Source organism: Ruminiclostridium papyrosolvens DSM 2782, assembly GCF_029318685.1.
GTDB lineage: Bacteria > Bacillota > Clostridia > Acetivibrionales > DSM-1351 > Ruminiclostridium > Ruminiclostridium papyrosolvens.
Genome location: NZ_CP119677.1, coordinates 1,355,520 through 1,377,732, shown reverse-complemented (window position 1 = coordinate 1,377,732; position 22,213 = coordinate 1,355,520). Strand labels below are relative to the sequence as shown.

General features: G+C 38.0%; 21 protein-coding genes and 2 tRNA genes. 3 read left to right on the top strand and 20 right to left on the bottom strand.

What is annotated here, in order from left to right; genetic code table 11:
* The first annotated feature begins 135 nt into the window (after nucleotides 1-135).
* Complete coding sequence (locus P0092_RS06150; RefSeq protein ID WP_004617179.1) at nucleotides 136-2,139, top strand: beta-galactosidase; 2,004 nt, start codon at nucleotides 136-138, stop codon at nucleotides 2,137-2,139.
* 230 nt (nucleotides 2,140-2,369) lie between these two features.
* On the opposite strand, the gene P0092_RS06145 is transcribed toward P0092_RS06150, so the two are convergent.
* From P0092_RS06145 to ruvC, 11 genes are all read right to left on the bottom strand, one after another.
* A tRNA-Arg gene (locus tag P0092_RS06145) sits at nucleotides 2,370-2,446 on the bottom strand.
* Nucleotides 2,447-2,450: 4 nt separating this feature from the next.
* Nucleotides 2,451-2,524, bottom strand: a tRNA-Gly gene (locus P0092_RS06140).
* 125 nt (nucleotides 2,525-2,649) lie between these two features.
* On the bottom strand, nucleotides 2,650-3,129 hold the full coding sequence (locus P0092_RS06135) for a metallophosphoesterase (protein ID WP_004617178.1): 480 nt from the start codon (nucleotides 3,127-3,129) through the stop codon (nucleotides 2,650-2,652).
* A gap of 42 nt (nucleotides 3,130-3,171) precedes the next feature.
* Entirely contained in the window at nucleotides 3,172-3,765 is a 594-nt protein-coding gene (locus tag P0092_RS06130) for an XTP/dITP diphosphatase (RefSeq protein WP_004617176.1), read from the bottom strand.
* On the bottom strand, nucleotides 3,753-4,475 hold the full coding sequence (rph, locus tag P0092_RS06125; RefSeq protein ID WP_004617174.1) for a ribonuclease PH: 723 nt from the start codon (nucleotides 4,473-4,475) through the stop codon (nucleotides 3,753-3,755). Before rph ends, P0092_RS06130 begins: the two co-directional genes overlap by 13 nt.
* Before the next feature lie 117 nt (nucleotides 4,476-4,592).
* Nucleotides 4,593-5,783 (bottom strand): GerMN domain-containing protein, encoded by a 1,191-nt coding sequence (locus P0092_RS06120; RefSeq protein ID WP_004617172.1) that lies wholly within the window; start codon nucleotides 5,781-5,783, stop codon nucleotides 4,593-4,595.
* Between the two features lie 95 nt (nucleotides 5,784-5,878).
* A complete protein-coding gene (locus P0092_RS06115) occupies nucleotides 5,879-7,513 on the bottom strand; it encodes an N-acetylmuramoyl-L-alanine amidase (RefSeq protein ID WP_004617170.1) in 1,635 nt (544 codons plus the stop codon).
* Nucleotides 7,514-7,665: 152 nt separating this feature from the next.
* Nucleotides 7,666-8,181, bottom strand: a complete 516-nt coding sequence (locus P0092_RS06110) for an epoxyqueuosine reductase QueH (protein ID WP_004617168.1) — start codon at nucleotides 8,179-8,181, stop codon at nucleotides 7,666-7,668.
* A 43-nt stretch (nucleotides 8,182-8,224) separates the two neighbouring features.
* On the bottom strand, nucleotides 8,225-9,232 hold the full coding sequence (gene ruvB, locus P0092_RS06105) for a Holliday junction branch migration DNA helicase RuvB (protein WP_004617166.1): 1,008 nt from the start codon (nucleotides 9,230-9,232) through the stop codon (nucleotides 8,225-8,227).
* An 85-nt stretch (nucleotides 9,233-9,317) separates the two neighbouring features.
* Entirely contained in the window at nucleotides 9,318-9,923 is a 606-nt protein-coding gene (gene ruvA, locus P0092_RS06100) for a Holliday junction branch migration protein RuvA (RefSeq protein WP_004617164.1), read from the bottom strand.
* Nucleotides 9,924-9,947: 24 nt separating this feature from the next.
* Nucleotides 9,948-10,448 (bottom strand): crossover junction endodeoxyribonuclease RuvC, encoded by a 501-nt coding sequence (ruvC, locus tag P0092_RS06095; RefSeq protein WP_004617156.1) that lies wholly within the window; start codon nucleotides 10,446-10,448, stop codon nucleotides 9,948-9,950.
* Between the two features lie 259 nt (nucleotides 10,449-10,707).
* Here ruvC and P0092_RS06090 point away from each other — a divergent pair, with 259 nt between their 5' ends.
* Nucleotides 10,708-11,922, top strand: coding sequence for an argininosuccinate synthase (locus P0092_RS06090; protein ID WP_004617155.1), 1,215 nt, complete (start codon nucleotides 10,708-10,710; stop codon nucleotides 11,920-11,922).
* A 149-nt stretch (nucleotides 11,923-12,071) separates the two neighbouring features.
* Nucleotides 12,072-13,451 carry an argininosuccinate lyase gene (argH, locus tag P0092_RS06085; protein WP_004617154.1) on the top strand — a complete coding sequence of 460 codons (1,380 nt, stop codon included), beginning with the start codon at nucleotides 12,072-12,074 and terminating at the stop codon, nucleotides 13,449-13,451.
* Between the two features lie 93 nt (nucleotides 13,452-13,544).
* On the opposite strand, the gene P0092_RS06080 is transcribed toward argH, so the two are convergent.
* The 9 genes from P0092_RS06080 to P0092_RS06040 all read right to left on the bottom strand — a co-directional run bounded on the left by P0092_RS06080 (nucleotide 13,545) and on the right by P0092_RS06040 (nucleotide 22,202).
* Complete coding sequence (locus P0092_RS06080; protein WP_004617153.1) at nucleotides 13,545-14,357, bottom strand: class I SAM-dependent methyltransferase; 813 nt, start codon at nucleotides 14,355-14,357, stop codon at nucleotides 13,545-13,547.
* Entirely contained in the window at nucleotides 14,354-15,136 is a 783-nt protein-coding gene (locus tag P0092_RS06075; protein ID WP_004617152.1) for an ABC transporter ATP-binding protein, read from the bottom strand. Before P0092_RS06075 ends, P0092_RS06080 begins: the two co-directional genes overlap by 4 nt.
* Nucleotides 15,129-16,202: a FecCD family ABC transporter permease gene (locus P0092_RS06070; RefSeq protein WP_004617151.1), complete on the bottom strand. Its 1,074-nt coding sequence runs from the start codon at nucleotides 16,200-16,202 to the stop codon at nucleotides 15,129-15,131. Before P0092_RS06070 ends, P0092_RS06075 begins: the two co-directional genes overlap by 8 nt.
* 3 nt (nucleotides 16,203-16,205) lie before the next feature.
* Nucleotides 16,206-17,324, bottom strand: a complete 1,119-nt coding sequence (locus tag P0092_RS06065; RefSeq protein ID WP_004617150.1) for an iron ABC transporter substrate-binding protein — start codon at nucleotides 17,322-17,324, stop codon at nucleotides 16,206-16,208.
* Nucleotides 17,325-17,357: 33 nt separating this feature from the next.
* Nucleotides 17,358-17,891 (bottom strand): FmdE family protein, encoded by a 534-nt coding sequence (locus P0092_RS06060; RefSeq protein ID WP_004617149.1) that lies wholly within the window; start codon nucleotides 17,889-17,891, stop codon nucleotides 17,358-17,360.
* Nucleotides 17,892-18,149: 258 nt separating this feature from the next.
* Nucleotides 18,150-18,884, bottom strand: a complete 735-nt coding sequence (locus tag P0092_RS06055) for an ECF transporter S component (RefSeq protein ID WP_004617148.1) — start codon at nucleotides 18,882-18,884, stop codon at nucleotides 18,150-18,152.
* Entirely contained in the window at nucleotides 18,851-20,512 is a 1,662-nt protein-coding gene (locus tag P0092_RS06050; protein WP_004617145.1) for an ABC transporter ATP-binding protein, read from the bottom strand. The genes P0092_RS06055 and P0092_RS06050 overlap by 34 nt, the downstream gene beginning before the upstream one ends.
* Complete coding sequence (locus P0092_RS06045; RefSeq protein WP_004617143.1) at nucleotides 20,485-21,375, bottom strand: energy-coupling factor transporter transmembrane component T; 891 nt, start codon at nucleotides 21,373-21,375, stop codon at nucleotides 20,485-20,487. The genes P0092_RS06050 and P0092_RS06045 overlap by 28 nt, the downstream gene beginning before the upstream one ends.
* A complete protein-coding gene (locus P0092_RS06040) occupies nucleotides 21,372-22,202 on the bottom strand; it encodes a DUF4430 domain-containing protein (RefSeq protein WP_004617141.1) in 831 nt (276 codons plus the stop codon). The genes P0092_RS06045 and P0092_RS06040 overlap by 4 nt, the downstream gene beginning before the upstream one ends.
* Nucleotides 22,203-22,213: the final 11 nt, after the last annotated feature.

The window sequence follows — 22,213 nt, the reverse complement described above, 5'->3', positions numbered from 1 at the left end:
CGCTGCAAATTTTTGATTGTTTTTCAATTGTTCCAACAAAGTAATTGGTGATTTTTTTAATAAAGGGATGAAAAGTCTTATAAATAAGGCATATAAATTGCGATAATATTTTTATTTTTAAGGAGGAATATACTAATGAAATTCGGTGTTGATTATTACCCTGAGCATTGGCCAGAAGAAAGATGGACAGTTGACGCAAAGCTTATGAAGGAAGCCGGAATAGAAGTTGTCCGGCTGGCAGAGTTTTCTTGGGCAAAAATGGAACCTGAAGAAGGTACCTATGACTTTAGTTGGCTGGACAAAGCTATCGCCACTTTAGGCAAAGAAGGAATTAAGACGGTTTTAGGTACTCCTACAGCTACCCCACCTATCTGGATTATAGAGAAAAATCCTGAGATTTTGCCTGTAAACCAAGAAGGCATAAGGCTGAGCTTTGGAGGACGGCATCACAACTGTCAATCCAATCAGGTCTATAGAAACCATATTAAACGGTTTGTTGCCTCCATGGCAAAACATTTCAGCAATAATCCTGATGTTGTAGGCTGGCAAATTGACAATGAGTTTGGAAACAGCCATCAGCAGCTATGTATGTGTGACTCTTGTCGCACCGCCTTTCATCAATGGCTGCAAAATAAATATACAACAATAGATAATTTAAATAACACATGGGGAACTACTTTCTGGAGTCAGACCTACTCTAGCTTTGATCAGATTCCAGTACCCCTGCGCACCCCAAATTCCCATAATCCTTCTCTCCTGCTTGATTGGAAAAGATTTTCCTCTGACCTCATAGTGGATTTTCAGAAGCATCAGTTAAACATAGTACGTAAAGAGTGTCCCCATCACTTTGTTACTCATAATTTTATGGGTTTTTTTGATAAGACCAACTATTTCGATCTGTCTAAAGACCTGGATTTTATTTCACATGACCAATATCCCATGTATTTTAAAAAGAGCATAGAAATGCTCTCTCATAAGCATAGTTTAGCCGCCACTCTTGATTTAATGAGAGGAATGAAGCAAAAACCATTTTGGATTATGGAGCAGCAGTCAGGACCTTCCGGCTGGGAAACAATGAGTCCCACGCCTAGGCCAGGCCAGCTGGCACTCTGGACATATCAGTCCATTGCCCATGGAGCGGATACAATCGTATATTTTCGCTGGAGGTCATGCCTGTTTGGAACAGAAGAATACTGGCATGGTATTCTTCCTCATCACGGAGAACCAGAAAGGCGTTATGAGGAAATCAAACAGACCATCGGAGAATTAAGTCCTGTTATGGAGATGTTTAAAGGTGGATTGCCTGATTCAGATGTGGGTATACTATTCAGCTATGATCAGGAATGGGCGTTTCAAATTCAGCCCCATCATTATGATCTCAATTATATCAACCATTTATTAGGATACTATAAAGCCTTCTATGAAGCAAATATACCCGTTGACATGGTATCCGATGAGCAAGATTTTATGAAATATAAGCTTTTAGTGGTCCCGCTTCTATTCCTCAGCAAACCTGATCTGACTTCAAAGCTTGAAAAATATGTATCGGACGGTGGGCATTTAATTCTGACTATGCGTTCAGGAGTTAAAAATTGGAACAATACTGTGATACCAAAGATACTCCCCGGAGATTTAGCTCCAATAGCGGGGATAAAAATATCGGAATATGATTGTCTGAATGATGTCTCTCAAAGTATACGTTGGTTCTCCTCGGAACTTTTTGATAAAGTGGAGCAAGTAAGCAAATGGGCTGATATTATAACTCTTGACGGAGCAGAGGCACTAGCTTTTTATGCTGAAGATTATTACAAGGACACCCCAGCTATTACACAAAACATTTATAAGCAAGGCATCACATACTATGTAGGAACAGAGTTGGGAAATGACATTATGAAGGAATTTATATGCTATGTTGTCAAAAAGTCAAATATACAACCAATACTTCAGACTCCTAAAGGAGTTGAAATAACAAATAGAACGTCCAAGAACGGAAAATATATCTTTATATTAAACCATAATCCTAAACCTGAAGTTTTTTATATACCTTATAATTGGGAACCAGTAATAGGTCAAAGATTCTTGGTAGACAGTAAAATCAATCTGCCTCCTTATGGCACCGCAGTTTTTAAAACCAAATAAAAGAAAAAAGATACTGCAGAGAAATTGTTGATTTCTCTGCAGTTATTAATGTCTACTTTATAAATGCGATAAAAAATTAAAATATGAGAAGCAACTTCCTATAATGAGCATATTGAAAACATCAACCAGTCATAACCACACGTAAAACGTGTGGTATTCGTTCTCAATATAAAGCAAAAGACATTAGATGGGCTACAGATAAGCTGTAGTAATCTAATGTCTTTTAAATATGGCGTGCCCATGGGGATTCGAACCCAAGACCTACGGCTTAGAAGGCCGTTGCTCTATCCAGCTGAGCTATGGGCACATATTGGAGCGGGTAGCGGGAATCGAACCCGCGCAATCAGCTTGGAAGGCTGATGTTCTACCATTGAACTACACCCGCAACACCTTGTTTTCTCAGCCTTTAGGACGTGTCCCCCAGCTGACTTTTACTATTATACAAGGTACATTATCTTTTGTCAACATTTTATTATTAATTTTTTAAATGTTTTTTATGTTCACTTTCAGCTAAATATAAAAGAATTCAGCATCTACTTTTTCAGGTGTTATATCCAAAATTGCATAGGACTCAGATAAATTACTTCTGGATTCACTTATGCTACCCGGATTTAGAACCATACAATCACAAGTTTGGTCAATCAATGCTACATGAGTATGCCCATAAAGAGCAATATGCGCATTTTCAACCTCCGCCTTTGCAATTATACGGTCTAGGTCCCACTTTACCGAGTATTTATGACCATGAGTCAAAAATATTCTCCTGCCCTCAATTTCCAAAGTCTTTTCAGCCTCAACCAATCCAACTCCAAAGTCACTGTTTCCGTAAACATACTCAAACTTTTTATCCGGATATAGCTGTTCAAGATCTGCTACATCCCTGCAATAGTCTCCCAGATGAATTATCATATCAACATCCGGATTATTGTCTATTGCCCTCATTGCATTGTTGAGATACCCGTGAGTATCACTCATAACAAGTACTTTCATTACCGACATTCCCCCATACAGCAAAACCTGCTAAAACGATTATTATAAGTATTTCTGTAATTTTTCCTGCATTAATGCCAACGCCTTTGCACGATGGCTCATTTTGTTTTTCAAATCCGCATCTATTTCAGCCATAGTCTTATCAAATTGCTGTACAAAGAAAAGGGGGTCGTAACCAAAGCCATTACTGCCTTTACATTCGAAATCTACAAATCCCTCACAGGTTCCCCTGACTACAAAGTGCCTGCCATCGGGAAATACTACCGCTATTGCACATACAAACCTTGCAGTTCTCTTTTCAAAAGGTACGTCCTTTAACATTTCCAATAACTTTTTATTTCTATCGGCATCACTTGCTTCAGGTCCTCCAAATCTGGCTGAATAAATTCCCGGAGCTCCGTCCAGAAAGTCAACTTCCAAACCTGAATCATCCGCCAAAACCATGCTTTTTGACACTTTATTTATTTCAAGAGCCTTTTTCAGAGAATTTTCTTCAAAAGTCACTCCATCCTCGACTACATCAATATCAATACCTGCTTCATTCATTGATATAACCTCGAGTGGCAGTCCTGATAACACCTGCTTGATTTCAACTATTTTTCCCTTATTTTTTGTAGCAACAATTAATCTTTCCATATGACCTCATTCTGAGCCTTTATCAACTCGTGTATTCCGGATTCAGCCAAATTTAGAAGTTTATCAAGCTGTTTCTTACTAAAGCTTGATTTTTCACCGGTAGCCTGTAATTCAATGAATTCACCTTTATCCGTCATTATGACGTTCATGTCAACCTCTGCATTACTATCCTCGATATAGCACAGGTCTAAAAGTTCCTCACCATTAACAATTCCTACGCTTGTTGCAGCCACAATTCCTATAATCGGCGTTTTTGAAATTAAACCGTTTTTAACAAGTGTCCTGCACGCATCTGCCAATGCAACATATCCGCCTGTAATAGAAGCGGTTCTGGTTCCGCCATCAGCCTGAATCACATCACAGTCTACGGTTATGGTTCTCTCACCCAAGAGTTTTAAGTCAACTATAGTTCTCAGTGACCTTCCAATAAGTCTCTGAATTTCAGAACTTCTTCCATTAAGCTTTAATTTTGAAATATCTCTTTGATTCCTTACAGCTGTAGCTCTGGGAAGCATAGAATATTCAGCAGTTATCCAACCTTCTCCTGAATCCTTTTTGAAAGGAGGAATCCTCTCCTCAACAGAAGCCGTGCATATCACTTTAGTATCTCCAACTTCTATGAGAACTGACCCCTCCGCATGTTTAATGTAATTTCTCAGAATCCTGACCGGCCTCAATTGTGTATTGCTTCTTCCGTCATGCCTCAACATATTACCTCCATATCTTAAAAACAAAATAATAATAACCCAAATATCCTAAAAAATCATCCGCATATTTAGATAAATAATTAACATTAATGTTATATGTTTTGTATACTTTACATAAATTTAGTTATCTATTACCTTGTTAATGGTTACAGGAACACTCTTTGCTGAAGCCACTTCTGTGCCCTCCGGCAGAGGCTTTTCCTTACCGTTTATAAGGAGTTTTATTTTGTGTATTCCTTTCATCTGGCTCATTGTATAATATATTTGGTTTAGAAGACTATCCTCTTTTTCTGAACCGCCATAATTTGAAATCTGACTCGAAAAGTCCAGAACAGCAGTGCTTCCCTGTTTGTCAAAGGATAAAAGCTTTGTACCCTCCGGAATAGATGTAAAGTATGTTGTATCATTTGGCTTTTTACTCAATTCGTTAAATATTAGTTCAGGTATGCCGTTAGGGTCACTCTGGGGTATCTGTACAGATACAGGTACAAGATAATTGTGATTATTGCTGTCATCTGATACGTAGTATAAGTCACATTTCACACAACCGTCCTTAATTTGAGTATCACTTGAATTAATTAATGTATTGCTTCTATTTCGGAGAGCTGATAAGTCCAATCCATTTTCAAGAGTTGTTATTTCCTTCCCTTCAACCCTAAATCTGACGTCTGATACTGTTGAGAAACCAGTCAGTGTATACACAATGGAAGCTACAGCCTCTTGTTCTTCCTGCTTACCTGACAAGTTTAAAAACTCCTTGGAAAAGTCAATTACTGCTACCTTGTCCTTAATATTTATGCCTTTTACCTTTGTGCCTTTGGGCAGTACGGGGTAAAGTCCGTAGTAATCCAGCTTTTCTCTGGTTACAGCTTCATTTACAAGACCAAGGATTGCTGCTTTTGCAAGACCTTCCTGTTTTTTCACTGTTCTTGTAACAGGTACAAGTAATCCCTTTTTGTTTTTGTAGTATAAAGTTATAAGAAGATTGGTTTTATCAGAAGCAGGAACCATACCTTTACCTGCCCCGTTATCTATAACAAGATTGTTAATCTGGCTGCCGGAATAATTACCGCTTACCATAGAACTTGTTGTCGTGGGAGCTGACGTGCCTTCCGCCATTGCCATTCCCTTTGAACTGCTGGCTGTGGCGGAAGCAGCTGTTTTAGAACTCTGAGCTGTATTTGTTGCAGAAGAATTAAGGGTTTGCTTTGCCACCTGAACACCGGGCTCCTGCTTTTCTTTGTGACCAATAAAAGAGCATCCTGTCGATAAAAGCAAAATTACCAACATAATACTAATAATTTTTTTCATATATAGTCCTCCTTCAAATAATTTGAAATATATGGTAATTATAGACTATATACACAAAAATTATTATTTCCCATAAATGTTGGTAATTTTATAGTTTATTTTTGGTTAATTTGTACTTCCTTATTTTCTTGCTCATTATCTTCTGTTTGTCGGGCTTCTTCTTTCTTAGCTTCTTCTTTCTTAGCTTCTTCTTTCTTAGCTTCTTCTTTCTTACTTTCCTGTTCTTTATTTATTTGTTCAAGCCCCTTGATTATGGCGTCACATAATGCCTCGGCAGTCTTTTGCTGAAAACTCTGATTAGTAAGCCTTTGCAAGTCACCTGGATTTGTCAGGAATCCGATTTCTGCCAGGCTAGAAGGCATATGTGCATATTTGAGAACAACTAAGCCGGGTCTTGAGACAGTTTTTCTATTATATGTATCCAATCTGCTCATAAGTGAATTCTGGATTAATTGAGCAAATTTTTGACCTGTAAATGATTTATCTCCTGCTTTTTCAGGATAATACAGGGTTTCAGTACCGTTTGCAGTACTTCTATCGAATGAATTATTATGTATACTTAAAAACAGTGTTGCATTTAAAGCATTTGCTATATACGGTCTGTCGTAAAGACCTACAAATGTATCATCCTGTCTTAACATAAAGGTATTTATCTTTTTAGCCTTCAATAATTTTTCCAGTTTTAGAGCAATATCCAGATTTACATTCTTTTCGTTGATAGAACCACCTGAAGCACCCGGGTCAACACCTCCATGTCCCGCATCTATAACAACCAGCCTTTCCCCTTCTTTTGCTGGTGTGAGAAGATTTACTTCTGTTTGTTTTAAATCTTTATTATATGAAGTGAAAAATGTAAACTCTTTTTTGACAATAAAATCAAATTTGGTAGCCAAGGTTTTCTTATCCTGTGAAATGATTATAGAATCAACATAGTCGTCATCAATTTTATATGTGCTTTCTGCAAGTTGCAACTTTGCTGTTGCAGGTACTGTAATAGTATATTTTCCGTTTTCCTTATCATAATTTTCGGCAAAATATTTTTTTATAGTAGAACTTGTACTTGTTAATGCAATACCTTTGAAAGCAAAGTATACCCTGTCTTGATTGCCTATATATGTAAGGTAGGAATTAAACACTTTCTTTACAAGTGATTTTTGGGGTTCATCAGTGGGCTTTTCCTTTACCGGTTCAGTAGGCTTTTCAGGGGTTACATTCTGATTATCACCTTTAGGAGGAATAACTTTTAGTGTTTTTATATTTATAGATTTGCTCTTAATGTCTACCGTAGCAGAAATACCTTTTATATTTTTTATGAAATCAACAGGTATTATAAGTCTGTCGTTAATTTTTTTAGCCTGCGTTGTAAGTTTATAGGTCTTTCCGTCAATTTTTGCATTTGTGTCATTATTTTTAAATTGGAGCTTTAATCCATTATAAGAAACATCCATAAGCTGTGTTTTACTGCTCCATAAAACCTTGCCGCCCAAATTTTCAAACACTGCTCTGACTGGAAGCATTGTAACTTTATTAAATATAATACCGGGAAAATCTGTTTTTAATTCCTTACCGTCAACTGTGATTTTGTAAACGGCATCAGAATATTTCACTTTCTTCCCATCATAATCCATAGTCAGCGTCTGTGCTGCAAACACAGAAAACTGAGGTATTAATACCAAAAAACATCCCAAAATACATGCCAGCATTCTCTTTAAATACGTTTTTTTCATCATGTGTCTTCTGTCACCTCATAGTTTACCATTATTTTATTCAATACTATTATATCTTTATTTTGACAATAAAGGGTAAAATTTTGGACATTTTAAAGCAAATGTAACCTCATTGTAAAAATTCTGGCAAAATATTGGGTAAAATTGGCTCAAACCTATTTCACAGGAAGGGAGAGAATACACCCGCAGTATTTTTGACGATATAATTCCATGTCTCTTGCCAACTGCTGTCCCTGCCTGAATCCGGGTCTGAAATCTCTGTATAAAAATGCAGTTCCGTACTGTGCTGCGTATTTTTCACCAAGTTCTTTTATTAAATCATGCTTCTGGTACGGGCTTACAAGCAGAGTTGTTGAAAATCCGTCACACCCTTGCTCTACAGCGAGTTTTGCCGCATTTTCAAGTCTTACGCTATAACAGTGAAAACATCTGGCTTCACCCATATCCTTCATTTCTTCCCATTCAGACTGTCTGAAATCATCATCATATATTACAGGAATATTTTTTATTTTGCTGAACTTTTCAACATTTTCCCTGCGTTTTTTATGCTCTTCTATAGGATGTATATTGGGATTGTAAAAATACCCCTGTATGTCAATACCTTCATTCATAAGTTCCTGTACAGGGTACGTAGAACATGGCCCACAACACATGTGCAATAGTACTTTCATTGTGTTATCACTCTTTCTTCTATATTATATACTCCGGCTTTGCTTACCCGTCATACTCCAATCCAAAATGCGCATAAGCATTTTTTGTAGCCATTCTTCCCCTTGGTGTTTTATTTATAAATCCTAATTGTATAAGATATGGCTCGTACACATCCTCAATAGTACCTGATTCTTCCCCTATTGAAGCTGCCAGTGTATCCAGCCCTACCGGGCCGCCTCCGAATTTATTGATTATGCTCAGGAGCATATTTCTGTCGACACCGTCCAATCCTATCTCATCAACCTCAAGTGCATCTAAGGCATGTTTTGCCAGTTCAAGCTCTATTACACCACTTCCTTTTACCTGTGCAAAATCACGTACTCTTTTTAGCAGTCTGTTTGCAATTCTGGGGGTTCCTCTTGATCTTCTGGCAATCTCATAAGCACCCTCTTGATCCAGTCCGATATTAAGAATCCCTGCTGAACGTATTACAATTTCCTTTAGTTCTTCGGAAGTATACATTTCCAGCTTATTTATTACACCAAACCTGTCTCTCAGCGGTGCAGTCAAAAGCCCGGCTCTTGTAGTGGCACCTATCAGGGTGAACTTAGGAAGATCCAGTCTTATTGATCTGGCGCTTGGCCCCTTGCCGATAATTATATCCAAAGCATAGTCTTCCATAGCAGGGTAAAGGATTTCTTCCACACTTCTGTTGAGCCTGTGTATTTCATCTATAAACAATACATCGTGAGTACCAAGGTTTGTAAGTATAGCAGCCAAGTCACCGGCTTTTTCTATTGCCGGCCCGGATGTAATTCTTAAGTTTACACCCATCTCCAATGAAATTATGCTTGCCAGAGTAGTCTTACCCAGTCCCGGAGGGCCATAAAGTAAAACATGATCCAGTGCCTCTTTCCTTCTTTTTGCTGCCTCTATAAATACTGTCAGGTTACCCTTGGCCTTGGACTGTCCTATGTACTCATCGAACCTTTTGGGCCTTAAACTAACCTCGTCAAAATCATCAGAACGGTTACCTGCCTCAACAAGCCTCTCATCAGTTAAATCCGTCATATTAGCCTCCATGAGCCGTTAGCTACGGCTGCCAAAATATATTGAAACTTCATCTCTCATCAATAACTTCCTTTAATAAGGGAAGTTATCTTGAAAGGGATTTAAGTGCCTTCTTTATTAAATCTTCTACACTCATTCCATCTTCATAAATACCCGTTATAATTCCGGATGCTTCAACCGAGCCGTACCCCAGAACCATCAAAGCACTAACAGCCTCCGACAGCACAGAATCTCCGGGAGCAAAGCTGTTTTCCGAGCCGGCCGTCGGAATAGAGGCTGTAAGCTGCTCTTTTGATATTTTGTCCTTTAGCTCCAGTATAATTCGCTGAGCCATTTTCATTCCTATACCCTGAGCTTTTGTCAGTGACTTTGTATCCTGAGAGACTACAGCCAAGGCAAACCTTGATGGCGACAGCGTTGAAATCAGAGATATTGCTGCCTTTGGCCCTACCCCTGAAACTGCCAGAAGCATCTCAAACATTGAAAGCTCTTCCATTGTACCGAAGCCGTAGAGGGCTGCAATATCTTCCCTGACATAATAGTGAGTAAAAATCTTTACGGTTGTACCGGTTTGTCCCAAATTATTTATTGTAGAAAGTGCGGTAAATATTCTATACCCTATTCCACCGGCTTCTACTATTATACTGTCGTTGTTTTTTACTTCCACCGTTCCTTTTATGTATGCAAACATTCTTTATTCTCCAAAAAATAATTTTTAGAACCTTCCATTTCCCAACAATGTACCCATTCTGTGAGAGTTTCCGTGGCATATTGCCACAGCCAGAGCATCTGCTACATCATCGGGCTTTGGGATTGCCGGAAGATTCAATATAGCCTTAACCATCTGCTGTATCTGTGCTTTCTCAGCCCTGCCGTAGCCAACAACTGATTGTTTAACCTGTAGGGGAGTGTATTCAAATATATCTATTCCGGATTTGGCGGCGGCAAGTACAGCTACTCCTCTGCCATGTCCTACCGTAAGTGCAGTCTTAATATTCTTATTGAAGAACAGTTCTTCTATGGATATTGCGTCAGGCTTGTACTTATCTATCAGCTTTTCAAGTTCGTTATACAGTACCAGAAGTCTGTCCGAGAACTTCATAGACGCCCCGGTAGTAATGGCGCTGTAATCCAAAACCGAAAATTTGTTCCCTTCATATTTTACAACACCATAGCCTGTAATTGCAAATCCAGGGTCAATCCCCATTATTATCACAATAAATATCCTCCGCAAAACTAATATTGTTAATAAATTTTTGTATAATTATAGATGAGTATTGCATATTTATACAGTTTGTTGTATAATAAACCCAAGCTACAGGTCAGCAAAAATGCTGTTTCTTAGAACATTGATTTTTACTGACTAAATCAAATCATATATATTTTAGCATACTTTTAATATGTTGTTTAAGGGAAATAAATCTGCATTTATATTCGTTTTTATTGCTGGAGAATCAGCGGAAAGGGTGGTTGAAATGAGTAAGGAAAAGGTTTTATTAGCATATTCAGGTGGACTTGACACCTCCATAATTATTCCGTGGCTTAAAGAAAACTACGGTTATGAAGTTATTGCCATGGCAGGAGATGTGGGACAGGGCGAAGAACTTGAACCATTAAATGAGAAAGCAATCAAAACCGGTGCATCAAAACTTTACATAGAGGATTTAAAAGAAGAATTTATAACCGATTTTATATATCCTACTTTAAAAGCAGGTGCAATTTACGAAGGAAAATATCTTCTTGGAACATCTTTTGCAAGGCCTATTATAGCAAAGAGAATGGTTGAAATAGCTATTAAAGAAGGCTGTACGGCTATCTGCCACGGAGCTACCGGCAAGGGTAACGATCAGGTAAGGTTTGAGCTTACAGTAAAGGCTTTGGCTCCACATCTTAAAATAATTGCACCTTGGAGAATCTGGGATATTAAGTCAAGAGAAGATGCCATAGATTATGCTGAAGCAAGAAATATTCCTATTCCCGTAACAAAAAAAGATAACTACAGCATGGACAGAAACCTTTGGCATTTAAGTCATGAAGGCTCCGATTTGGAAGATCCTTGGAACGAACCGCAGTACGAAAAGCTTTTAAAACTGATGGTTTCTCCTGAAAAAGCTCCTGACGTACCTACCTATGTTGAGATTTATTTCGAGAAGGGTATTCCTAAAAAGGTTAACGGCGTTGAATACAGTCCTCTTGAAATGATGGATGTTCTCAACAAGCTTGCAGGAGAAAATGGTGTAGGTATTGTTGACATGGTTGAAAACAGACTTGTAGGTATGAAGTCAAGAGGTGTTTATGAAACCCCTGCGGGAACAGTCTTATATGCTGCTCACAGAGAGCTTGAGCTGCTTTGTCTTGACAGAGATACTCTCCATTACAAGGACGTTATTGCACAAAGATTTGCAGAACTCGTATACTTCGGACAGTGGTACACTCCTCTTCGTGAATCCTTGTCAGCTTTTGTTGACAAGACTCAGGAAACTGTTACAGGTACTGTAAGACTGAAGCTTTACAAAGGTAATTGTATGCCTGCAGGCGCTAAATCAGAATACTCCCTGTACAGTGAAGAAATTGCTACCTTCAGTAAAGACGAAGTTTACAATCAAAAGGATGCAGAAGGCTTTATTAACCTCTTTGGTCTTCCGATGAAGGTTAGGGCTCAAATGCTGCAAAACAAAGATATCAAATAGAATTAAGAATATTTTGTAATAAAAGAATATTCACATAGAACAAGGCATACCGGTAGACCATTGGGTTTCAAAAGACCTCTTGATTATGCAGGTATGCCCTTGTTTAATATTTTAGATTTTTAATCCTACTTTAATTGAGGTGTATAATTATGAAACTTTGGGGCGGTAGATTTGCAAAAGGAACAGACAAACTGGTGGATGATTTTAACTCTTCCATACGCTTTGACAGCAGAATGTACAGGCACGATATTCTGGGCAGCATCGCCCACGCAAATATGCTTGGAAAATGCGGAATTATTTCTGCTGATGAAAGCAGTCTGATTCAAAGTACTCTTAAAGATATTTTAATTGATATAGAAGCCGGAAAAATTGATTTTGAGATTGATGCTGAAGATATTCATATGAATATTGAAAAAATTCTCATATCAAGAATCGGAGACACAGGAAAGAAGCTCCACACAGGAAGAAGCAGAAATGATCAGGTTGCTTTGGATATCCGTATGTATCTGAGAGACGAAATAACTGCAATAAAAGAAATGGTTGCGGTTTTTCTAGGTACTCTTGTCAAGATTTCGGAAGCAAATCTTGACACTATTATGCCGGGTTACACTCATCTGCAAAGAGCCCAGCCAATTACACTGGCTCATCATATGATGGCTTATTTCGAGATGTTCAAAAGGGATTACCAAAGACTTTGTGACTGCTATTCCAGATTGAACATACTCCCTCTTGGCTCGGGTGCTCTTGCAGGAACTACTTACCCTCTGGACAGGTACATGGTTGCTCAGGAATTGGGCTTTGACGATGTTACTCAAAACAGTCTTGACGGTGTCAGCGACAGAGACTTTGCTATTGAACTTGCTTCCGGTTTATCAATACTTATGATGCATCTCAGCAGATTAAGCGAAGAAATTATCCTCTGGTCCTCACATGAATTCAGTTTTGTTGAACTGGATGACGCCTACAGTACAGGGTCTAGTATTATGCCCCAGAAGAAAAACCCGGATGTTGCGGAGCTTGCAAGGGGTAAGACAGGCAGAGTTTACGGAAGTCTCATGACTTTGCTCACTGTAATGAAATCCCTGCCTCTGGCATACAACAAGGATATGCAGGAGGACAAAGAGGCAATATTTGATGCTGTGGATACCGTAAAAATGTGTCTGCCTGTTTTTTCAAATATGATTGACACCATGAAAGTTCGCAAGGCTAATATGTACAAGGCTGCTCAGGGTGGTTTTACAAATGCAACAGACATTGCAGACTATCTTGTAAAAAAGGGTATACCTTTTAGAAGTGCCCATGAAATAATCGGAAAGATGGTTCTTTATTGTATTGAAAATAACAAGGCTATTGATGATATGTCAATGGATGAATTCAAAAGCTTTTCAGATAAAATTCAGGAGGACGTATACACTGAGATAAGTCTGGAAAAATGTGTTTCCGGCAGAAAGCTGGTTGGAGGCCCTGCACGAGAAACTGAAGAAAAGGCCCTTGAAAAAGCAAAAGCCTTTATAAGTTCGTTGCTTTAGCATAAAAGTAATATAAGATATTTGTATGGGTTAACTGCTTTAAAGGTTGCACGCCCATACGAATATTTTAGTAATTTATTCAAATGAAAAGAATTATTTTTCCCAAAAGATTGTTGTTATTAATGTATTTATACACTCTGATATCCTGCCGTTTTTTTCAATACATTTTAAGTAATCCTTGGCTTTTGCTATATCGTTATTATCCAATAATTTTATTTGCTTTACCCGATTTATATAGAACTGACAAGCTTCCTCGTATGTTCTATTTATATCCCACACTTGATTTTCGTATGTCAATTCCGGTGAATATCCTAACTGCCAAAGCATTGAAAATGTATTGATTATCGTCTCGTCCAACGCCGAACTCGTGCGTTTAATTCCCAACAACCTCTCAACTTCAAAGTATACAGGATCATTGCGCCTTGTGGGTTTACACAGAATACAATAGCGTTTACTGGCTGCATTCATCTTCTCTAATGCCACTGAATCTGATACTGCCGGAGTCATATGTGCAAATACTAAATCAAAATGTGCGTCATATCTGTTATCCTCCAGAGAGAACTGATTCCAGTCCGCCTGAAATAGATTAATATTATCAAGCCTTAGTTCTAATGCCTTCTTTTTACCATGTTCAATCATTTTAGATGAAATATCAACTCCGGTTACAGTTCTTACACGATCAGCAATTGCAATAGAATAAGCTCCTGCACCACATCCGATATCAAGAACATCACAAGATGGCTTTAGCATTCCTTTTCTTTCCATGTATTTAAGAAAATGATTATTTTCAAATGATGGGATTTGATTATAACACTCTGCCTCCGCCTGTGAATCCCACATAGCCATTGCAGCTTCAGAATTATTATTTTTTATAACCCATTTTTCTCTTATTTCCTCTAACTTCAAACTGCTTCGCCTCCTTCAAATTTATCTTCGGGAATTGGGATTACTACTTTAATCCCGTGATAATCTTGAATTGCAACCGGCATTTTATATACTGCCTCAAGACATTCAGGTGTCATAGTCTCAAATCCGCCGTATGAAAAAATATTCCCATCCTTAAGAAACAGATATTTGTCACAATAACGAAGTGCCAGATTCAAGTCATGTATAACAATGGCTACGGCTATTCCCCACTCTTTTGCAATTCTGCGGATAATACGCAATACTTCATATTGATTTCTTGGATCCAAACTACTTGTAGGCTCATCCAATAAAAGAAACTTTGGCTGTTGCGCTAACGCTCTGGCAAGCATAACTTTTTGTAATTCCCCGCCGCTTATTTCATCAATATACCTCAGTTCTATATACTCAAGCTCCATTTGCCGGATAATATTCTTTACAATATCAATATCATTCCTTGTGGCATCCCATTTGATATAAGGTTTTCTGCCCAGAAGCACGGTATCAAAAACTGTAACTCTTGAGCCCTCATTTTTCTGAGCCACATATGCAATCCTCTTTGCAGCATCTTTTCTATTCATTGATAATGTTTCTTCGCCCGATACATATACTGCACCGCCTTTGGCATGATATATTCCATTCAGGCATTTCAGCAATGTACTTTTCCCAGCACCGTTGTTCCCTAAAATTGCAATAAACTGATTATCCTCAATATCAAAGGAAATTTCATCTATAATTATTTTAGAGTCGTAAGCAAAGGATATATTCTTAATTTTAATCATGCTTTGATTCTCCCTTAAAGAGCAGATATAAAAACATCGGTCCGCCAATAAAGCTCGTAATCGCTCCAATAGGCAAAATAACCGGTGAAACAATAACTCTTGCAAGCGTATCCGCCAACAGCAGAAGTACTGCACCTGCCACAGCTGAAGCCGGAAGCAAATAGCGGTAGTCATTTCCGATAAATATTCTAAGCAGATGTGGTGCAACCAGACCTATAAAACTGATAATTCCCACTAACGCAACTGCTGCCGCAGATGCAAGAGATGCAATAATCATACTGCATAGAATTACAAATTCAACATTTACCCCCAAACTTTTCGCTGTATGATGCCCACTGTTCAATGCATTATAGTTCCAACGGTTAAACATAAAATAAACAAACACTATTACAAAAACAAAAAGAAGTATAATAATCTCTCTGAGATTAGTTCTGCCTAAATCTCCAAACGTCCAAAAAACTACTGCTGCCACCTGAACATCATCAGCAAAATATTGCAGGAGAGTTGTTCCTCCTGAAAACATTGCACTAAGTGCCACACCTGATAAAACCAATGCTTCAGGCCCGATTCTCTTAATTCTGGATAATAACAGCACTGCACCTGCTGAAATTGAGCCTCCTATAAAAGCACACATTGTAACTATATATGGATTGTTTATGGATACTGCATTAGCAGCAGCAGTAGAATTCTGTGTGCCTGCTCCAAATACAATAATTGCCACGGTGGCTCCAAATGCAGCACCCTGTGACACACCCAGTGTGGAAGCTGATGCGAGCTGATTGCGTAAAATACTTTGCATAACAGCTCCTGCCATTGCAAGAATCCCTCCTACCAGCATTGCTGTATAAATACGTGGAAGCCTTATATCAAATACTACTATTTCTGATTTTTTTGTTCCCATTCCTAACAATGTTTTTATTACATCAATAAATGAAATCCCGGAAGAACCTGCACTTATCGCAATCAAGGCTATAGCAAGCATAAAAACAAAAAGAGCTATAATAAAGACTATCTTTTTCCTTGAGACAGCTTCATAGGTTGATTGTGTATTTAACAATTTTCGCATGACCTATTCTCCAATGGTTATTTTTCCAAACCCAAAGCCTTCTTTATCCAGCTGTTTATAATAATCAGAAGAGCCTAACATAAATGAAAAGATTTCTTTAGCTTTGTTAACTGGATCAACATCAGAGAATTGTTTCGGATAAACAACCGATGCTGCGTAATAGCAATCAGCCAAAGCAATTTCTACATTTGTGTAATACCAATTATAGCCAAGCATTGTATATACTTTACCATTCTGTACGGCTTTTAATGATTTATAAAACTTTGTATTGTTTTTGTAATCTTCGTTTACAAGCTTTAAGTTATTGGGATCAAGAAAAATAATATCAGGGTTCATTTCCAGAACTAATTCAGGGTCAATAACAACACCTTTTGAAGATTTGCCCTTGGCTTTGAATACGTTTTTAGCATTAATGGCCATAAACGGCGGGAAGTTCTGATATGTACCTTCAATGCCATGTCCTCCCTTGAAAGATACTGCACCGGAATATACAGATGGCTTGTCTTCATCCTTTATATCTTTCGTCCTGTTGTTCAAATCATCCTGAATTGTCTGTATATATTTAATTACTTCTTTGCAGCGGTCTTCCTTATGACATACCTCTCCGATAATTCTTAAGGACTCATCGTAATCATCTTCAAATAGATTTCCTGAATTGATAGCAACTACAGGGATACCTGTTTTCTCCTGAAGTTTTTCTGCATCCTCCTTTGCATAAGCACATATTATAACATCAGGATTTACTTTTAAAATTTCTTCAACATAAGGAGTGTAGCCGCCGCTTCCTCCTTCACCAACCACCGGCAGACCCTTCCATACATCATAATTCACCCAGTTATAGGCCTTTACCAAAGTCTTTTCTTTTTCACCTTTTTCAACTCCAACAACAAGTTCCTGCGCCTGTGCATAGCACATCATTCTGAGTGCATTCGCCAAAGGTACAACTCGATCTACTTTTTCCGGTATTTCTACTTTTCTTTTTAAAGCATCAACTACAATTCGAGTTTTTACATGAGATTTCTCGGCTTCCTTCAACCCACTATTTCCGCATCCTGCAAAAGATGTAACTATAATTATCACAAACATTGTCAATACTATAAAATTATTAAATTTTGTTTTCATTTTACCCCTCATAACTTATGTTATTTAACTAACCTATAAATCAAATCTGTTATAATTTGAACAGCAATCCAGACACAAATGTTTTCCCTCTTGTACCCTAATCATATTTTCAGAAGTTGCTTCTCCGCAGCATTCGCAATTAATAGAATGAAAAATTCTTGCCCGTTCCGGTATCTGGACTTTTACATCAGTAATGTCAAACAGCTCTTCCGGCAATTTTCCTTGCATATAATCAAAGGATTCTTCTCTTGTCATACCTTTGGGTCTGTCCTTTAAAACCAAGCGAACCGATTTGCCGCTGCTTCTGTCTATAAAAGAAAAAGCTTGTTTTCCTCTCATATGGAATAATAAATTACCTTTACCCACACTGCATCCAAGTATAACCTGAATAGCATCAACTCCGCATGCATCATTTTCAGAAATACATACTACATTTTCATCTTCTGAGAACGTTAATTCAAGTAACTTTATTGCATAAAGTGCAGCCTTATAACCTATTGTTAATCCTCCACATACATGCCCGTGAAATTTTGCGCATTGTTCCCAAAATTGTTCTTCATTAATCATAATTTTCCTCCTAATTCTTTTTTTCAGCACAAAAAAACCAAGAAATTATGAATATGCTTCTGCATAAATTCATACCTTCTTGGCACTATTTACTCTGGTTTAAGCTAACTTACAACTAACAAAAATATAACACACATAGAATCACAGTGTATATATTTTTCACAAAGGCTACTTGCCTAATTTCATGCTTTCATAGCATGTCTTTTGGGTATATTACATTATTTTTACACAAAAGTCAACTGCGTTTAAAAAACTTTTTCAATTCACGTCCTCAATAAGCCCATACTTGATTTTGATTCTGTCCAATTTTTCAATCATAGTCTGAGAAATAATGTACAAGAAAAAAGCTGTAGCAATTGCATGTACAATATCAAACCAAAAGCCCGAAATATAAGTGGCAAATAAGGCCTTCCATGAAAATTGAGATGTAAACATTAACAGTGAGCCTATATTAATAATACCTCCATAAATAATAAAGGTTGCCAACCCTCCAAAAATGCATAAAGAGAGCCTTGTTTTTTTTAGAATGCCCTTTTTATACAGAATACCTGCCACAAATCCAATAATCCCGAAACAAAACATTTGCCATGGCGTCCAAGGCCCCTGACCAAAAAAGAAGTTAGATACAAATCCTGCAACCGCACCCACAAGAAAACCTGCTTCCCCGCCAAAGCACACCCCCGCAATTATTACAACTGCAACTACGGGTTTAAACTGAGGCAGCATAAAAAAAGCGGCACGTCCTGCAACAGCAATGGCAGCCAACACAGCAATAATAATCAGTTCCCGTGCTTGAGGCTTCCTGTTTTCAAATACCATAACAAAAGGCAGCATTGTATACATTATTATTAAGAGACTGATAAAGTAATACTTTCTGTCATTGAGGAAAAACACTCCAAACAGAATGGTTCCCGGAATTATAAATAGAATAAGTATTGCTGCCAATAATGTGCGGCGGCTCATGCGCTTGTCTGTCGGCTTATGCTCTGGCATAGCTTAATCACATCCTCTACTGTTACTGCATCACTGCATATATGCCGTGCCATACGATTCGCCGCAGTAGTATAAAAGCTGTTTCCCGCAAAAAATTTTTTTGCGGTATTTGACGTTATTATACTTCCATCAAAAAACATTGCACAGGTATCTGCATATCTGGCACAAAACTCAATATCATGAGACACCATAACAACTGTTACACCTTGTACAGTCAGTTTTTTTAACAGCTCCGCAAAAGTGTCCTTAAAACATCCGTCAAGACCTTTTGTAGGCTCATCAAGCAGCAATATTTTAGGCTCAAGAAGGAGTATTTTTGCAAGAGCTGCTCTCTGCTGCTCCCCTCCGCTAAGGTCATAAGGATGCATTTTGCGAAGCTCCTCAAGTTGGGTAAGTTCAATAATTTTGTTTACTTTATTTTCGTCAGACAACATTTCATATAAATCCAGTTCAACTGTTTTTTTTACAAATAGTGACTGGGGACTTTGAGGCAGAACTCCCAAATTGTTTTTATACCTTTCCTCCGTATTCATTTTTGCAAGATTTTTTCCGCCTATGAGTATTTTTCCTCTATGGGGTTTATACATTCCGCTGATAAGAGATAATGCAGTAGTTTTTCCCGAACCGTTGCCTCCAACTATACAAAAAAACTGTCCTTGTTTAACTTCCAATGACAGACCTTTGATAATGTCCTGAGCGTTTTTTTCATATCTGAACCATACATCCTTCATTTCAATTGCCATATCACCGGAGACCTTGATGTCAGGAACACTGTGATGCAAGTTTTCAACAACTCTGTCTCCTGTGACGGCATCAAGCCATTTGCGCCCCTCCCTTACTGTCACCGGACAGGCCATATTATTTTTTACCTCCGCATAAATCTGCATTGGTGAAGTCATAGCAAAAAACATGGGATGCTCCATCTTGCTTAGTTTTTCTCCCACACTTTGCGGTGAACCATCTGTAATAATACGCCCCTCGTCCATTACCACAATCCTGTCGGACATAGGAATAATCTCCTCCAGCCGATGCTCTGTCATAATAACTGTCGTGCCTAATTCCCGATTTATTTTTTTCACCGTTTCTATAAAATCCATTGCTGCAATTGGGTCTAGCTGAGATGTAGGCTCATCAAGAATTAGCACTAACGGCTGCATAGCCATAATTGCTGCAAGATTCAGCAGCTGTTTCTGCCCTCCTGAAAGCTCTGTAACATTTTTATGAAACCAAGTCTGTATTCCAAAAAAGTTTGCCATTTCAGCTACACGCAAACGAATTGTTTTATTGTCACAGCCCAGACTTTCAAGCCCAAAAGCAAGCTCATGCCATACCTTGTCAGTCACAATTTGATTGTCAGGATTTTGGAGTACATATCCTATCTGAGTGGCCTGAATACGCTGGTCGATTGCTTCAATTGGCCTACCGTTAAAATGAATTTCCCCTTTTCGCATACCATGGGGCGTTAAGACAGTTTTTAGATGCCTCAGCAGGGTGGTTTTTCCGCAGCCGGACTTACCGCATATGGTTATAAGCTCTCCACTGTCAATACTTAGGTCAATATTTGAAAGAGCAGCTTTATCCTTTTGAGGATATGTAAAGCTCAAATTTTTGATTCTATATGTCTCCATTTGACACCCTCCATAATATTTATGAAAGCAGGCAGTATACATAATATTAAATAAGCACAATAGACAATAATAGCTGAAAAGGAAACCTTTGCCGCCTTTATTGAAGGGAAAAAGCGCATTGTGTTTTCTCCTGCTGCACTTCCTGCCAGCACAATAGTTACTAATCCCATGATAACCGTAAGCACTGCTTTATCACGATTATCGAAGCAAAAGAGTGAAAAGCTGGTGCGGTTTGGCAGTCCGTATCCTCGTGACCTCATAGAATCCGCAGTTTCTATAGCATTTTCCAATGCCCAGGTAGTCATAATAGATACTATGTGTATTCCATTTTTTGCTCTTCTGAGGATATTTCCCTGTGAAACATCCCTTCCAATGCATTTTTGAGCCTTTGATATTACTTTTATCTGTGCCGCATATCGGGGCACAAACCTGAGAACCATTGATAAAATCAATGATAATGACGGTATGATTCTGCCGAATAAATAAATAAATTTGTCCGAGGTCATCACTGCGTTATAACATGAAAACCATAATATTACCGTAACGAACATGCAGGCTGCTGCTATTCCATAAAGTATGGATTCAAGTGTAATTGGATTACCATTTTTCAGATAAAAAAGTATTGTCTTTCCCTCATGATTAAATGCAGGATTTAATAACGACATTAACAGCATCATAGGTATCATGTAGAATAAGTTTATCCTTATGGTTCTTTTACCGTTTAGCATTACCGAATATGTAAAGGCACTTATCATGGCAATTCCAAGCAGTATGGGATGCAAAAAAAACATGCCGAAAAGAATTACCCCAGTGAAATATGCAAAATTAACAATGGGATGAAAGGTTGAAAATGCATCCTTCATTGCTTTATACCTCCCACGTTCATTCCTCCTCCTATGTCTCGGCCCAAATCACAGGTATAAATCCATTCAATTACATCTCCATCCTTTAGCAAATACCTGCTGCAACCATAGTTTGGAAACCAGCCATTAACCTTGTACATCCAACCGCTCAGCTCTCCGCAGTCAAATTCATATAAATTATGTATACCCTCAATGTAATTGCTGTTGTATATGGGTGTCATCTCAAATTCCATATGGATTTTGTTATTTTTCATTTCTCTCAGCAGTACATCAAACACCGATTCCCCCTCATGGAAGATTACTTTTCGGGTTTTATAAATAGTACCGTCCGACGGAAGTACCTCAAGCTTATCTTTGTTGAATTTATCCATATTTTCCAATATTGTTTTGCAGGTTACAGATAAAGTACAGGTTAAGTTCTTCTCCTTATTAATTCTGGCAGACTGCCATTCAACTGGCTTAGGTTTTCCCTTGGGTACCGGGTCAGTAAGGTATTTGTCCTTTTTGCTTTTAGTATCCGAAACTGATTTGTCAGTCTTATTCTCTACTGATTTTGTGGCAGCATCAGTGTTCAACTTTTTAGAAGAAGCAGCTTCCTTTCTATTTATAACTTCTTCTGGTTTTTTTTCAGTTTCAATTTGTGTTTTTTTATCATTTTGACGTATTTCCGTACTCTGGGTACAAACAGTTTTATCAGCTACAGCCTGAGTTTCAATGCTGTCTTCATTAATTTTTGTGGTACTTTTCTGATAGTTTCCGTTACAAAAAAACGCAACTGTTAAAATGCTAAGTATCAGTATAGCTAATAACCAACGTTTATTTTTCATTTGCAACAACT

Bases quoted from the DNA above. Each gene is read 5' to 3' on its own strand.
- P0092_RS06150 (WP_004617179.1), top strand. From the start codon at position 136: ATGAAATTCGGTGTTGATTATTACCCTGAGCATTGGCCAGAAGAAAGA.
- P0092_RS06135 (WP_004617178.1), bottom strand. From the start codon at position 3,129: ATGAAAGTACTTGTTATGAGTGATACTCACGGGTATCTCAACAATGCA.
- P0092_RS06130 (WP_004617176.1), bottom strand. From the start codon at position 3,765: ATGGAAAGATTAATTGTTGCTACAAAAAATAAGGGAAAAATAGTTGAA.
- rph (WP_004617174.1), bottom strand. From the start codon at position 4,475: ATGTTGAGGCATGACGGAAGAAGCAATACACAATTGAGGCCGGTCAGG.
- P0092_RS06120 (WP_004617172.1), bottom strand. From the start codon at position 5,783: ATGAAAAAAATTATTAGTATTATGTTGGTAATTTTGCTTTTATCGACA.
- P0092_RS06115 (WP_004617170.1), bottom strand. From the start codon at position 7,513: ATGATGAAAAAAACGTATTTAAAGAGAATGCTGGCATGTATTTTGGGA.
- P0092_RS06110 (WP_004617168.1), bottom strand. From the start codon at position 8,181: ATGAAAGTACTATTGCACATGTGTTGTGGGCCATGTTCTACGTACCCT.
- ruvB (WP_004617166.1), bottom strand. From the start codon at position 9,232: ATGACGGATTTAACTGATGAGAGGCTTGTTGAGGCAGGTAACCGTTCT.
- ruvA (WP_004617164.1), bottom strand. From the start codon at position 9,923: ATGTTTGCATACATAAAAGGAACGGTGGAAGTAAAAAACAACGACAGT.
- P0092_RS06090 (WP_004617155.1), top strand. From the start codon at position 10,708: ATGAGTAAGGAAAAGGTTTTATTAGCATATTCAGGTGGACTTGACACC.
- argH (WP_004617154.1), top strand. From the start codon at position 12,072: ATGAAACTTTGGGGCGGTAGATTTGCAAAAGGAACAGACAAACTGGTG.
- P0092_RS06075 (WP_004617152.1), bottom strand. From the start codon at position 15,136: ATGATTAAAATTAAGAATATATCCTTTGCTTACGACTCTAAAATAATT.
- P0092_RS06070 (WP_004617151.1), bottom strand. From the start codon at position 16,202: ATGCGAAAATTGTTAAATACACAATCAACCTATGAAGCTGTCTCAAGG.
- P0092_RS06065 (WP_004617150.1), bottom strand. From the start codon at position 17,324: ATGAAAACAAAATTTAATAATTTTATAGTATTGACAATGTTTGTGATA.
- P0092_RS06060 (WP_004617149.1), bottom strand. From the start codon at position 17,891: ATGATTAATGAAGAACAATTTTGGGAACAATGCGCAAAATTTCACGGG.
- P0092_RS06055 (WP_004617148.1), bottom strand. From the start codon at position 18,884: ATGCCAGAGCATAAGCCGACAGACAAGCGCATGAGCCGCCGCACATTA.
- P0092_RS06050 (WP_004617145.1), bottom strand. From the start codon at position 20,512: ATGGAGACATATAGAATCAAAAATTTGAGCTTTACATATCCTCAAAAG.
- P0092_RS06045 (WP_004617143.1), bottom strand. From the start codon at position 21,375: ATGAAGGATGCATTTTCAACCTTTCATCCCATTGTTAATTTTGCATAT.
- P0092_RS06040 (WP_004617141.1), bottom strand. From the start codon at position 22,202: ATGAAAAATAAACGTTGGTTATTAGCTATACTGATACTTAGCATTTTA.